The sequence below is a fragment of the Psychrobacter sp. GP33 genome, from assembly GCF_014119005.1.
Lineage (GTDB): Bacteria > Pseudomonadota > Gammaproteobacteria > Pseudomonadales > Moraxellaceae > Psychrobacter.
Window position 1 is genome coordinate 413,259 of record NZ_JACGYX010000001.1, and the last position, 14,009, is coordinate 427,267.

The following is a 14,009-nucleotide window of genomic DNA, read 5'->3' on the forward strand; positions in this document are numbered from 1 at the left end:
TGGCTAGACAAAGCACCTTTTTTACCTTAACTTAAGCAAGTTTTTTATTGACGGATAGTGTTTATGCGTACGCCTTTATATATGAGCGCGGCTGTTTTGCCGTTAGTGGTCGCGATGATCAGTATGCCTGCACAAGCAGCGAACTTTGTGGTAACAGACATCGGCTTTAATGGTCTACAACGTCTAACCGCTGATAGTCTCTATCCGGTTTTACCCATTTCGGTGGGCGATACGGTGACAGACAGCAGTCTTGCTGCCAGTATCAAAGCACTGTATGCGACAGAGAACTTTGCTAACATTCAAAGTCGCGTTGACGGTGGTAAGCTGCGCTTCGATATGGTTGAGCGTCCAATTATTGCTGAAGTTAACTTTGACGGTAACAAACTGATTCCGAAGGAAGGTTTGCAACAAGGTCTTAAAAATGCCGGTCTCGCTACAGGTGATGTGCTTAAACAAGCGACGCTACAAGGCGTGGCAAACGAATTACAGCAGCAATATATTAGCCAAGGTTATTACAATAGTAATATTGAAGTTGATCAGACATTATTAGATGGCAATCGCGTCAAACTAGACGTACGTTTTATTGAAGGCAAGCCTGCTAAAGTAGTCGATATCAATATTATCGGCAATAAACATTTTAGCGACTCACAAATTAAAGACGTGTTTGCGGTAAAAGAGTCGTCATGGACACGTCTGTTGTCAAAATCTGACCGTTATGCTCAGGAAAAGTTGGCAGCCAGTCTTGAAAACTTAAAAGCGCTTTATCTTAACGATGGTTATGTACGTTTTTCTGTAGATAATGCGGTACTTAATATCAGTGAAGACAAGCAAAGTGTGTTTATTGAAGTGAGCTTAACAGAAGGCGAAAAATACCAGTTTGGTGATATTAACTTCTTAGGTCAGCCAAAATTTGATAAAGAAGAGCTGCGCAAGCTGGTGTCTTTTGATTCTAAAGAACAGTATTCACAAGCAAAATTAGACGCCACTACTGCTGCGCTAAAAGGCCGTTACGGTAATGAGGGTTACTATTTAGCTCAAGTGCGCCCTGTGCCACGTATTAACGATGCCACTAAAGTTGTTGATATCGATTATTATATTGATCCTGCGCGTCCCATTTATGTACGCCGTATCAACTTTAATGGCAACTTACGCACAGAAGATGAGGTATTACGTCGCGAAATGCGTCAGTTAGAAGGCACACTGTCGTCTAATGAGAAAATCCAATTGTCACGTACTCGTTTGATGCGAACTGGTTTCTTTAAATCGGTCAACGTTGATGTTAAACCGGTTCCCAATCAGCCAGATCAAGTCGATGTGAATTATACCGTTGAAGAACAGCCTTCAGGCAGCTCAACGATTGCAGCAGGTTACTCGCAAAGTGGCGGTGTGACCTTTCAGTTAGATTTGACCCAGAATAACTTTATGGGCACGGGTAATAAGGTAAAAGCGGCGTTATCTCGCTCAGAGACTCGCGACTCTTACAGTTTAGGTTATACCAACCCTTATTTCACTGAAAATGGTGTATCACAAGGTGTCAGCGCTTATTATCGTGAGACAAAATATGACGACCGTAACGTTAATAACTATGTGACGGATTCGTACGGCGGTACATTGAACTATAGTTATCCTGTCGATGAAACCAAACGCGTAAGTGCTGGGTTTAACTATGACAATACTAGCGTACGTGGCGGAAATCGTTTAGGTGTATCCAGTGTCCAACAAATTATTGATGGTGGCGGTACATTTGAACAGTACAACAATGATGATAATGAGTTCTCAGGACGTACCGGCTTTAAAAACGATTATGACAGCTATAATCTGCTATTAGGCTGGGATTACAGCACCTTAGATCGTCCGGTATTTCCAACCAAAGGCATGAGTCATACTGTTGATGCCACCGTTGGTCTAGGTGGTGATGCCAGTTATCAAAAGCTGACCTACCGCGGCAACGTGTACTATCCTTTCTATAAAGACTGGGTTGCACGAGGCTATACTAAGCTTGGCTATGGTAATGACTTACCTTTCTACGAAAACTTCTATGCGGGTGGCTATGGTTCGGTACGTGGCTATGAGTCGTCAACGCTTGGACCTAAATCGCAAAGCTACTCTGATGCGATAAATGATGATGTGCGTTTCAAAGACGAAGAAGTCGGTGGTAATGCGCTCGTAAGCTTTGGTACTGAGCTAATTTTACCAATGCCATTCAAAGGGGATTGGGCAGATCAAGTGCGCCCTGTTATATTTGCAGAAGGTGGTCAAGTATTTGATACTACTGATAAGGAAAATCGTACTTTCTTAGATCCTGTGTCGGGTAGAGATACAGGTGTGCCATTACTGACGCAAGATAATAAGTTGCGCTTTAGTGCTGGTGCCGGTGTTACTTGGTATACGCCTATCGGTCCAATTTCGCTCAGTTATGCGGTGCCAATTGGCGATAAAGATGGTGATGAGACTGAAAACGTGCAGTTCCAAATCGGTAGCACGTTCTAATAGGCTTTGGCTGTTAGTCTAAGCGTAAATTAGTGGAAATTAGTACTGCTATAATGGGTCGCTAAAGGTTGGATTTGGCGCATATTTTGTATTCATAAATCATGGTAATTTATTTAATAGTAACTTAAATGATGATAACGATTGAGCAACTTATTACTCAAATTGAACAGCGCCAGCCCGTACTGAATAAGTCTGAGCTAAGCGCTGCGCAGTTACAAATACCGCTAAAGGGCGTTGGCAGCTTAACCGATGCTGACCCTATGCAGCTGAGTTTTTTAGCAGATCCGCATTATATCTCGCGCCTGGCGACAAGTCAGTCAGGCGCGGTATTGGTTACTGCACCTTATCAAGAGCAGGTACCGCCTACCTCAGTGGCGCTAGTCGTTGCAACGCCTTACTTGGCTTATGCTAGCAGTAGCCAGTTATTTGTAGCGGCTAACTCTAATACTGGTATTCATCCGACTGCTGTGATTGCAGACAGTGCCATTATAGGCAAAGATGTCAGCATTGGTCCTTACTGTGTTATTGGAGAACAGGTGCAGATTGGTATGCGTAGCCGAATTGGTGCGCATGTCGTTATCGATGCGCATACTTGTCTTGGTGCTGATGCAATAATTGAGTCTCAGGTAACCATTGCCCACAATTGTATAATAGGTGACCATGTACGGTTGCATTCGGGAGCAAGCATTGGTGCGGAAGGTTTTGGCTTTGCGCCGACGCGTGATCCAAGTGTGAGCGGCTGGGAGCGTATCGCGCAGTTAGGTCGAGTGATTATTGGTAATCATGTACGTATTGGTAGTCACACTTGTGTTGATCGCGGCGCTATTGACGATACGGTTATTGGCAATCATGTGATTATTGATAATTTGGTACAAATCGCTCACAACGTACGTATCGGTGACGGTACAGCGATTGCGGCTAAAACAGGAATTGCAGGTAGCACAATAATCGGCAAACGCTGTATTATTGGCGGCGCTGTGGGAATCAACGGTCATGTTGAGATTACTGATGATGTTACTTTATCAGGAATGACAATGGTAACAAAGTCGATCAAGGTAGCTGGTTCTTATTCTTCAGGTACTGCCGCTATGCCAACGGCAAAATGGCGACGAGCCGCTGTACGCTTTCGCCAACTTGCTAATGATTAACATTATTTAAAACAGTCGGAATATATAGGTCTTAAAATAATCTTTTATTTTGACGTTAGGATCTTTAGCTACTTTTAAGTAAAATTTTGATAAAGATTGAGTAGTCAAATATTCAAACGAGGATAACCAATAAGTTTAGGTTTTTTATCCTCAATATAACTTATTTTTTTACTATAATTAATTAGTCTGCAATTGCAGCAAGGAAGCACCTTTATGAGCGCCATTGATATTGATACGCTAACGGACGATGACATTAAAGCCCTATCTGATCAAGGTTTAACACTACCGCTAACCTACCATACTCTAAAGCATTATTTACCGCATCGTTATCCTTTTATGCTAGTAGATAAAATCACTGCCTGCAAGCCAGGTGAGTGTATTACCGGTATTAAGAACGTGACTATTAATGAAGAGTTTTTTAATGGTCATTTCCCTGATGAACCGATTATGCCGGGTGTCTTGATGGTGGAATCAATGGCGCAAGTATCAGGCGTTTTAGGATTCATCAGTGCAGGCTTAACCGCTGAAGATGGTTATTTATATCTGTTTGCAGGTGTAGATAAAGTACGCTTTAAGCGTCGTGTGATTCCAGGCGATCAGCTTATTATCCGTGCTAAAACAGTGATGCAAAGACACGGTATTTATAAGTTTGATTGTACCGTTCACGTAGAAGATGAGCTGGCTGCCAGTGCGCAAGTAATGATTGCCCGTCAAGAGCAATAGTCAGTAAATGATAGTATTGTTATAATAGCCCGTATAAATTATTGCCTTGTTTACAAATGATTCAGATAAGTGATTCGAAGATAAGGCAATAAAAGTAGAAAGATGGCTGTAATGGACATCTTTTTTTATCGTTTACCTGTATTTTATGATACCAAGGCCTGCATTATGAGTCAGATTCACCCTACAGCACTCATCTCATCGTCCGCTATAATTGATGATTCCGCGGTCGTTGGTCCGTATTGTATTATCGGTGATGAAGTGACGATTGGTGCTCATACTGTACTTCATCGCCATGTTGTGGTATCAAAAAACACGCGAATCGGGCAACATAATGAGATTTATCAGTTTGCAAGTATTGGTGAAGACTCACAAGATTTGAAATATGCAGGTGAGCTGACATGGCTAGAGATTGGCGATTATAATACCATTCGTGAAGCCTGTAGTTTTCACCGTGGTACAGCACAAGATAATGGTTTAACTAAGATTGGCAGTCATAATTTATTCATGGTGAATACTCATGTCGCCCATGACTGTGTCATTGGTGATAACAATGTATTTGCCAATAATGTCGGTATTGCTGGTCATGTGCATATTGGCAGTCATATTATCGTTGGTGGTAACTCAGGTATTCATCAGTTTTGCCGTGTTGATGACTACAGTTTAATCGGCGGTGCGAGTTTGATTTTAAAAGATGTGGCAGCCTTTACGATGGTATCGGGGAATCCTGCTCGTGCGCATGGACTTAATATTGAAGGGATGCACCGAAGAGAGTGGTCGGCTAAGACTATTGAGATTCTGCGTAAAGGATATTTAACTGTATTTAGATCTGGAATGACCACCGCGCAAGCACTTATTATATTACAAGAAGATCTGCTGTTTAAAGAGCCTAAAATTCAGCTGCTTATTGACTCTTTGCAGCAGAGCAAACGCGGTGTGGTACGGTAACTTTATATGATATTTAACTTATGTTAAGTAATCTTGTCATATAAATAAAATCTTTATAAGCCATAACTATTAGTTATGGCTTTTTGCGTTTATGGTTGCTTGACTTTTTAGGTCGCTTAGCAGAAACTGAGCGCTTATAAGATTGTAAACAATTCTTTCTTAATGTTACTTAATTTTTGCCATTATAATTTTTCTTAGATGGCGACATACTATTAATAGTCGTTTAAGGCTATCACATTGGATAGCGTTATAATATCAGACAAGAATTCACTATTAAATATTTCTTATTAAGAAAGGTAAGAGGACGGCGAAATGGCTATTAATAAACAAGATCATGCGCAGTGGAGCTCAAGCTTTGGCTTTACACTAGCAGCAGTAGGCTCAGCAGTTGGACTAGGCAATATTTGGAAGTTTCCTTATATGGTAGGAGAGAGCGGCGGTTCCGCTTTTGTTATTGCTTACTTATTCTGTATTGCGCTGGTCGGCTTTCCTATCTTGGTGGCTGAGTGGCTCATCGGTCGTCGTGGACAAAAAAATCCTATTAATACCTTTAGTGATGTAGCAGCCAGTGAAGGACTGTCGCGCAGTTGGGGCATTGTTGGTTTCACAGGTATTCTTGGAGGGTTTTTAATCCTATCGTTTTATAGTGTTATTGGTGGTTGGGCACTTAACTATATTACTAAGGCCGGCTCAGGTAGTTTTGCAGGGCAAGATAGTACAGCGGTTAGTGCAACATTTGATGGCATGCTAGCTTCAGCAAGCACATTGTCTATTTGGCATACTGTCTTTATGGTTATTACGGCGTTGATTGTTGGTGTCGGTGTAACCCGTGGTATTGAAATGACTGCTAAAGTATTAATGCCTTTATTAGGTGTTATTTTATTCGTCATTGTTGGTTATAACGTGGTAAATGGTGGCTTTATGGAAGCCGTCAATTATCTATTTGCGCCTAATTTGAGCAAAATAACGGGTGATGTGATGTTAGCCGCATTGGGTCATGCTTTCTTTACGCTATCTATTGGTATGGGTATCATGGTGGCGTATGGTTCATATTTAGGTCGTGAAGTAAATCTATTAAAAACGGCACGGACGGTAGTAATTTTAGATACTGTTATTGCCTTAGCTGCTGGTTTAGCTATTTTCCCAATTATTTTTCATAATGGTCTTGATCCTGCTTCTGGTCCTGGGCTTATCTTTGTCAGTTTGCCGATTGCTTTTGGTAGTATGACGGGCGGTGCTATTATTGGTACACTGTTCTTTTTATTAATTACCTTTGCAGCAGTAACCTCATCAATCTCTTTACTTGAGCCATCAGTTGAGCTTTTACAAGAACGTACGCCGATGAATCGCACGATGTCGACCATTGTAGCAGCTGTTGTTGTTTGGCTATTAGGAATTGCAGCGCTGTTATCCTTTAATCTATGGTCTGACTTCACTATCATGGGTAATGGGATTTTTGATATACTTGATAAAATTACCAGTAAGTTCTTACTACCATTAACGGGTCTTGCAGGCATTATCTTTCTTGGCTGGAAGATGGATCAGCGCAGTATTCAGCAAGAGCTTAATCTATCGAACGGTGCTTGGACAATATGGCAAATCATCTCTAAATTTGTCGCACCCATTGCCGTAGTTTTGGTGTTCGTGACTACCTTATTGGGTTAGACTTTATACTTAGAAAGTAGTGGAAAGTATAGTAATAAAAAGGCTTAAGAATTTCTTAAGCCTTTTTTTATGTCACAAGCAATAAGTAAGAATTAATAAAAACTAGCGTAAATGTAGCTCAGGAACGGTTTGTCCACGTTTACTATAAAACTCAGTCACAAAAGCATCAAAGTTATCTTGCTCAATGGCTTCTCTGATACCCAACATCAAGCGTTGATAATAGCGCAAGTTATGAATAGTTGCCAACTGGGCACCGAGCATCTCTTTACATTTATTCAAATGATAAAGATAAGCACGGCTAAAGTTCTGGCAAGTATAGCAATCACATTCTGGGTCTAATGGTCGCTCATCATGACGATACTGACTATTGCGAATACGTACCACACCAGCGTTATCTAAGTCGCCAGTGACAAAATAATGACCATTACGTGCATTACGAGTTGGCATTACGCAGTCAAACATATCAACACCGCGGCGTACAGCCTCAACGATATCCTCGGGCTTACCGACACCCATTAGATAGCGTGGTTTGTCCGCTGGCATGGCATCTGGCATATAGTCTAAGACTTGCATCATCTCATCTTTTGGCTCACCGACAGACAGACCACCAATCGCATAGCCGTCAAAGCCAATCCCAAGCAAACCTTCTAATGACTGCCGACGTAAATCTTCATACATGCTGCCTTGGATAATACCAAATAGAGCATTGGTACTGCCTAATTGCTTCTGCTCATCTAGGCAACGTTGTCCCCAACGAAGTGACAGCTCTAAAGATTTTTTTGCTTCATCGTGAGTGGCAGGATAGGGCGTACATTCATCAAACTGCATGACGATATCAGAGTTTAGACTGTATTGAATTTGCATTGATTTTTCGGGTGATAAAAATACTTTGGCACCATCAATGGGTGATTTAAAATGGACGCCTTCTTCGGTTATTTTACGCATCGCACCCAAGCTAAACACTTGAAAGCCACCTGAATCAGTCAAAATTGGTTTATCCCAATGCATAAATTTATGCAAACCACCAAATTTATCAATGACATCAGTACCAGGGCGTAGCCACAGGTGAAAAGTATTGCCCAAAATGATATCCGCGCCAATGGCTTCAATGTCACGTGGCAACATGCCTTTCACTGTACCGTAAGTACCGACGGGCATAAAAGCAGGCGTTTGTACATCGCCATGGTTAAGATGAACGGTACCGCGACGTGCACGCGTCTCACCACTGGCTGTTTTATGGAGTGTAAATTGCATATAATAATCGCTATCTAAGCTATGGAAATGGCGTTAATTATATCATTGCTCAGCATTTTTAGGGCGACAGATATTGACATGATCTTTAGTTCGTATTGTCCTCCTTTAAAAGCAAATACTCACTAAAAGACACAGACACTACGACCATTTGATTGGTAAAGTGAATAAATGAGTTACCGAATATAAGTTAGCTATCAAACCGTACCATATGCCTGCGGAGACAACGTATGAAAACCGCAATTTATCTATCACTCAGTTTTCTATTATTCATACCAGGAGTTGCTATGGCTACCGAAGAACCTAACTATACCATATTGGTGAAAACTGAAAACTTTGAACTGCGTCGTTATGATGCGCAAATTGTCGCGCAAACGTGGGTTACTGGTGATCAAGATGCTGCTAGTCGTCAGGGGTTCAAGACCTTAGCGGATTATATTTTTGGTAATAATAAGGCTGCAAGTGGTAACAGCAGTAAAATTAGCATGACCGCGCCTGTCATGATGCAGCCTCAAGTTGCTGATGCCAACGTTAAGAAAAGTGAGGCGTCTAAAATCGCCATGACCGCACCTGTTATGGTGAAGCAGGAGGATAATAAGTGGCGTGTTCAGTTTATTATGCCAAGTAACTACACGATGCAGACGTTACCTAAACCCAATAATCCTGATATTACTATCGCTGAATTACCAGTGAAAAATTATGCCGTGATAAAGTTCTCAGGGCTGGCTGGCATTCAAAAAGTAGAAGCTAAAACCAAAGAGCTGCAGATATGGATGCAAAGCCAAAAGTTAGTGGGAACAGCAGTTCCGGAGCTCGCACGTTATAATCCGCCATGGACGTTACCCTTTATGCGTCGTAATGAAATTATGATTGCCTATCAGAAAAAATAAATACTTTTAGTATTAAAAATGGATTAATCATAATACGACCATAAAAAAAGACAGCATCTGCTGTCTTTTTTATTGATCACTTAAAAGGTAAAATCGCTTAGCTTTTTTGCTCACGGATGATGTTTAGCATCCGGCGTAATGGTTCAGCTGCACCCCATAATAGCTGGTCGCCAACGGTAAATGCGCCCAAATACTCACCGCCCATATTAAGCTTACGCAGACGTCCTAGGGCAACGGTCAATGTACCGGTGACGGCGACTGGCGTTAAACGATTCATGGTTGCTTCTTTATCGTCTTCGACCACATCTAACCACTGGTTACCGCTATTTTTTAGCGCCGCTTCGATTTCTTCCAAAGGAATATCTTTTTTAAGCTTGATAGTTAAGCCCTGAGCATGGCAGCGCATGGCACCGACACGAACACACATACCGTCGATAGCAATGTTATTTTCTGCATTATTACCAAGGATTTTATTGGTCTCAACACCGCCTTTCCATTCTTCACGTGACTGCTTGTTTTCCAGTTGTGAGTCGATATAAGGGATTAAGCTGCCCGCTAATGGCACACCGAAGTACTGTTTAGGGAAGTCAGCTGAACGTTGCGTTTCAGCGATTTTCTTATCAATCTCAAGTATGGCACTAGCGGGATCAGCAAGCTCATCTTTGACCGCATCACGCAACACACCCATACCATTGATCAGTTCGCGCATATTGTTTGCGCCTGAGCCACTAGCCGCTTGATACGTCATCGCGCTGACCCATTCTACCCAGCCTTTATTGAACAGCTCACCGATTGCCATGAGCATGAGAGAGACCGTACAGTTACCACCGATGAAGTCTTTTTTACCATCGGCAAGTGCGCTATCAATCACGCTACGATTGACAGGGTCTAGGACGATAATACTCTCATCTTCCATACGTAGCGTACTTGCTGCATCAATCCAGTAGCCTGTCCAGCCACTATCACGTAAAGGTTGATGTACTTCTTTAGTATAGTCGCCACCTTGACATGTGATAATAGCGTCGCAAGTAGCTAGCGCTTCAATATCATGAGCATCTTTTAATTGGCTTGGACCAATGCCATCAAAACTTGGTGCAGCACCGCCGGCATTACTGGTTGAAAAAAATACGGGGGTAATGCCCGCAAAATCATTTTCTTCACGCATCCGTTGTATGAGTACTGACCCAACCATGCCGCGCCAGCCTACCAAGCCTACTGTTAAATTACTCATGAAGCCCTGTCCTTAATTTTGGTTATTTATTGTCATACCAACCGATAACAATGCCGGGAATAACGCTAAAAAGCAAGGCATTTTGCATTATTTAAGCATGGAAATACTCAATAATTACTCATATTACCCCAACTTTAAGTTATAAAGTCAAATCTACTGACTGATGAAAACGACGTCTAACTATTAGGTAGAAAAAAGTAACGATAGTGAATAATAAAAGCAATCAGCATGGATTCACAAAACAGCTATCGTGAGTGCAAAAAAATACGCTTATAGTATTCAGATAATTACTGCTATTATTGTACATCCACGCCTTCATTCAATCACCCGTTTTTACTTAACGACAGGTTAATAACATTTATGGATTCATCCCTTGTATATTATGGCGTACAGCTGCTTGCAGGACTGGTAGCTTTTTTGACGGCCTGGGGTTGGTTGCCACTTGATAATTGGTGGGTACGCGGCGTTGAATTCCCTCGTATCCAAATTTTAGTACTGGGGATTATTGCCTGGATAGGCATGCTGCTGTTTGGTGCCGAATGGCAGTTGACTCAATGGCTATTATTCATAGCACTTAGCATTACCTTACTCTTTCAGCTGCGCATGGTACTACCTTATACAATACTCTGGAAAAAGGAAGTAGAAAAAGCCCGTATCACCGCGACTAGCAGCGACGATCAACTTAAAATTATGGTCTCAAATGTTTTAGGCCCAAATAACCAGACCCAAAAGTTGGTTGATTTGGTCAATAAAGAGCAACCAGACATTCTAATTACCCTTGAAACAGATAAAAAATGGCAACATGCACTTAGCGTCATTGAACCTGATTATCCCTATATGGTTAAAGTACCACTCGATAATTTATATGGTATGCATCTCTACTCTAAGCTTGAACTTATTGATCCCGAAGTTAAATATTTGATGATTGATGATATTCCCTCAATTCATACGCAACTGCGATTAAGAAATGACTCTGTTATCTGGTTATACTGCTTACATCCGATGCCACCAAGCCCAACAGAAGCCGATAAATCGACTACGCGCGATGCTGAACTTTTAATGGTTGGTCGACATATTAAAGAGCACAATCAAAAAGCGATACTAGCAGGTGATTTAAACGATGTGGCATGGTCAAAGACCACGCGCCGCTTTCAGCGTATCTCAGGATTACTCGATCCACGTATAGGTCGGCACTTCATCAATACCTTTCATGTTGATTATCCTTTTTTGCGCTGGGCGCTTGATCATATTTTTCATAGCGCTTGTTTTACCCTTGTAGATATGAAGCGCTTGCCTTCTATTGGCTCTGACCACTTTCCAGTGCTGACGACTTTACAATACGAGCCAGAAAAAACCAGTGAACAAAAACAGAATGCGCCCACCATGGAGGCGGGAGATATTAAAGAGACAGAAAATAAGATAGCTGAAGGTAAAAAGGAAGGTTATAAAGTCTCAAAAGAACATCTGGAAGAAGAAAAAAGCTGCTAATAATAAATCGATTGTACGTTATAGTTCATAATGAATAAAATAGCGTTCTAATATTTGTAAGCAAAAGCGTACAATAAATAGAGCTTTTAACCTCTATTACTGAACTTCGGTTTGTCCTATAATACCATCATCAGCACAAGGATATACATGGAAGCAGTGTTGAGAATGTAGTCCTATGAGCAGAGATTAATCTAAGTTTATAGGAACACGTTTTATGACTTAAGATAAGTCATCATGGAAGATAGAAGAAGAACAACAACAATAATAATATGTAGCCTCAAAGCCCGAACCAATCGCCCTAGGTTCGGGCTTCTTATTTTGTATCTATTACTAATACAAAATTGTTAGTAAGAATAATAATGGTAATAAGTAAGGACTAACATTCTTTATAAAAACTGATTTTCCCAGATGACATTAAATAAAAACTGGGCACATACTATGTATGTGCCCAGTTTTTATTTAAGACTATATAACGCTATTTAGCTACTTTAGTTGTTACTCAAACACTTGAATATAAGCGCCAGCACGCAATTCTTGCAGCCAGTCTTCTTGTGCTTGCGGAGCTAGGCGCTGATATAGAGCTTGTCTTGCCATAGTACGGCGAGCTTGCTCACTCACATCATGTTGACGCGTGCCCTCAACCTTAAGAATATGCCAGCCAAATTGAGTTTTAAAGGGCGCTGAGTAATCACCAACCGCAGTCTTTTTCATCATCGCTTCAAACGGTCCTATCATGTCCGCTTCGCTGACCCAATCTAAATCGCCACCACGTCCTGCTGAGCCTGGATCATCTGAATACGTGGCTGCAAGCCCAGCAAAGTCAGCACCTTGGCGTAACTGACTGTACAAATCATTGATTTTTTGTTCAGCAAGGGCGTCAGTTTGTAGCTCATCGACTTTAATCAAAATATGACGGGTATGCCACTGCGGTACAATGGTGGTATCGCTTGATTTTTTATTAGCAAGCTTGACGATATCAATACCTTCAGGCGTCACGAGTGGGGCGCTGACGCCACCAACCGCAAGCTTAGTTATCTCACTGGCAAGCTCTGTCGGTAACGCTGAAGCTTTATGAAAGCCCATATCCCCACCTTGCAATTCGATAGGATAACTACCTTGCACACTGGCAATCGCTGCGGCCACATCCACATTATCCGCTTGCAGTTTTGTACGTAGATTCTGGGCAACTTTTAATGCCGTCGCGCGCTGGGCATCAGACAGACGACTGTAATCATCAATGTACGGCACGCGCACGTGAATGGTTTGATATTCAGTTTGGTTCAGGCGTTTGGCTTCAGGTGAGGCTAAAAAGGCATCAATATCTTGCTCGCTGATACGTACACGATTGGAAATTTGACGCTGCTGCAAGGCCTGAATAGCAGCATCTTCGATCAGCTGAGCACGAAAGGTAGCATAACTACCGGCTTTATTGCTATCTAAACGTTGTTGTAGGGCAGTAATACTATTCAGCCCTTGCGCTTGTGCAATCTGTGCTAGACGCTGATTGATCGCCGCTTCATCAGGTTTTAGTCCCATGCGATTGATAAGTGATAACTGCAGCTCGCGTAAAATAAGTGAGTTCAATACTTCCGACTGCAACTGGGGCGAGTTGCTTAACGGTTGCCCAGCGGCTTGGGCACGTGCTTGAGTTTGGGAAATCGCATCCATCAAGTCACTTTTTAAAATCGCATTGTCATTGACTAACGCCAGAATGCCGTCACTACTATTGACAGACGTTGGGCTGCTACTCGCACTTTGAGCATTTGTACTTTGCACATCTGTTTTACTTTGAGGGCTTGTGTTTTGAGTGACGGTTTTTTGATTACTCTTTGTGGTACTAGGTTTTGCAACAGCAACCTTAGCAGGCTGTTTAACCGTGGCCGCATTGGCGCTAGCGCTAAAAACAAGACCTGTGCTCATGCCAATGGCAACAAGTACAGCACGATGGGTCTGGTGTAAAGAAAAAAATCTCATGATGCTCCTCATCAATATCATTGCTTCGGGTGTCGGGTAATCAACCAAACTCACCGAACTCAAAATAATATTGTGCATAATATGGTGATGTAAATGTTCATTAGCGCTATTCACGCAAAATGTTTGGAAAAAAGCTATATATAATTTTAAAAGTAATCGAAGATTTTGCCAGTCATATGCATATGGTTTTTCTAATCGCGATAT

General features: G+C 41.8%; 10 protein-coding genes. 7 read left to right on the plus strand and 3 right to left on the minus strand.

All coding sequences use genetic code 11. The features are described from left to right. Positions 1–63 precede the first annotated feature (63 nt). From bamA to H2245_RS01805, 5 genes are all read left to right on the plus strand, one after another. The gene (bamA, locus tag H2245_RS01785) at positions 64–2,490 is read left to right on the plus strand and encodes an outer membrane protein assembly factor BamA (RefSeq protein ID WP_182405399.1); all 2,427 of its coding nucleotides are present in this window, start codon (positions 64–66) and stop codon (positions 2,488–2,490) included. 131 nt (positions 2,491–2,621) lie between these two features. Next, positions 2,622–3,638 carry a UDP-3-O-(3-hydroxymyristoyl)glucosamine N-acyltransferase gene (gene lpxD / locus H2245_RS01790; protein WP_182405670.1) on the plus strand — a complete coding sequence of 339 codons (1,017 nt, stop codon included), beginning with the start codon at positions 2,622–2,624 and terminating at the stop codon, positions 3,636–3,638. 213 nt (positions 3,639–3,851) lie between these two features. Beyond that, entirely contained in the window at positions 3,852–4,361 is a 510-nt protein-coding gene (gene fabZ, locus H2245_RS01795) for a 3-hydroxyacyl-ACP dehydratase FabZ (protein WP_182405401.1), read from the plus strand. Between the two features lie 165 nt (positions 4,362–4,526). Beyond that, the gene (lpxA, locus tag H2245_RS01800) at positions 4,527–5,306 is read left to right on the plus strand and encodes an acyl-ACP--UDP-N-acetylglucosamine O-acyltransferase (RefSeq protein WP_182405403.1); all 780 of its coding nucleotides are present in this window, start codon (positions 4,527–4,529) and stop codon (positions 5,304–5,306) included. Positions 5,307–5,618: 312 nt separating this feature from the next. Next, on the plus strand, positions 5,619–6,971 hold the full coding sequence (locus H2245_RS01805) for a sodium-dependent transporter (RefSeq protein ID WP_182405405.1): 1,353 nt from the start codon (positions 5,619–5,621) through the stop codon (positions 6,969–6,971). A gap of 102 nt (positions 6,972–7,073) precedes the next feature. Here H2245_RS01805 and tgt read toward each other — a convergent pair whose 3' ends face one another. Further along, entirely contained in the window at positions 7,074–8,225 is a 1,152-nt protein-coding gene (tgt, locus tag H2245_RS01810; protein ID WP_182405407.1) for a tRNA guanosine(34) transglycosylase Tgt, read from the minus strand. 284 nt (positions 8,226–8,509) lie between these two features. Here tgt and H2245_RS01815 point away from each other — a divergent pair, with 284 nt between their 5' ends. After that, positions 8,510–9,112 carry a heme-binding protein gene (locus H2245_RS01815; RefSeq protein ID WP_259365035.1) on the plus strand — a complete coding sequence of 201 codons (603 nt, stop codon included), beginning with the start codon at positions 8,510–8,512 and terminating at the stop codon, positions 9,110–9,112. A 97-nt stretch (positions 9,113–9,209) separates the two neighbouring features. Here the strand turns inward: H2245_RS01815 and asd are convergent, their stop codons facing one another. Then, a complete protein-coding gene (asd, locus tag H2245_RS01820) occupies positions 9,210–10,343 on the minus strand; it encodes an aspartate-semialdehyde dehydrogenase (protein ID WP_182405411.1) in 1,134 nt (377 codons plus the stop codon). Positions 10,344–10,703: 360 nt separating this feature from the next. Between asd and H2245_RS01825 the strand changes: the two genes are divergently transcribed. Continuing rightward, the gene (locus H2245_RS01825; RefSeq protein ID WP_182405413.1) at positions 10,704–11,831 is read left to right on the plus strand and encodes an endonuclease/exonuclease/phosphatase family protein; all 1,128 of its coding nucleotides are present in this window, start codon (positions 10,704–10,706) and stop codon (positions 11,829–11,831) included. Between the two features lie 495 nt (positions 11,832–12,326). Here the strand turns inward: H2245_RS01825 and H2245_RS01830 are convergent, their stop codons facing one another. After that, positions 12,327–13,805 carry a peptidylprolyl isomerase gene (locus H2245_RS01830; protein WP_182405415.1) on the minus strand — a complete coding sequence of 493 codons (1,479 nt, stop codon included), beginning with the start codon at positions 13,803–13,805 and terminating at the stop codon, positions 12,327–12,329. Positions 13,806–14,009: the final 204 nt, after the last annotated feature.

What these genes read in the sequence shown, in the direction of transcription:
- tgt (WP_182405407.1), bottom strand. Translation starts at nt 8,225, where the DNA reads ATGCAATTTACACTCCATAAAACAGCCAGTGGTGAGACGCGTGCACGT.
- H2245_RS01815 (WP_259365035.1), top strand. Translation starts at nt 8,510, where the DNA reads ATGGCTACCGAAGAACCTAACTATACCATATTGGTGAAAACTGAAAAC.
- lpxD (WP_182405670.1), top strand. Translation starts at nt 2,622, where the DNA reads ATGATAACGATTGAGCAACTTATTACTCAAATTGAACAGCGCCAGCCC.
- H2245_RS01805 (WP_182405405.1), top strand. Translation starts at nt 5,619, where the DNA reads ATGGCTATTAATAAACAAGATCATGCGCAGTGGAGCTCAAGCTTTGGC.
- fabZ (WP_182405401.1), top strand. Translation starts at nt 3,852, where the DNA reads ATGAGCGCCATTGATATTGATACGCTAACGGACGATGACATTAAAGCC.
- H2245_RS01830 (WP_182405415.1), bottom strand. Translation starts at nt 13,805, where the DNA reads ATGAGATTTTTTTCTTTACACCAGACCCATCGTGCTGTACTTGTTGCC.
- lpxA (WP_182405403.1), top strand. Translation starts at nt 4,527, where the DNA reads ATGAGTCAGATTCACCCTACAGCACTCATCTCATCGTCCGCTATAATT.
- H2245_RS01825 (WP_182405413.1), top strand. Translation starts at nt 10,704, where the DNA reads ATGGATTCATCCCTTGTATATTATGGCGTACAGCTGCTTGCAGGACTG.
- bamA (WP_182405399.1), top strand. Translation starts at nt 64, where the DNA reads ATGCGTACGCCTTTATATATGAGCGCGGCTGTTTTGCCGTTAGTGGTC.
- asd (WP_182405411.1), bottom strand. Translation starts at nt 10,343, where the DNA reads ATGAGTAATTTAACAGTAGGCTTGGTAGGCTGGCGCGGCATGGTTGGG.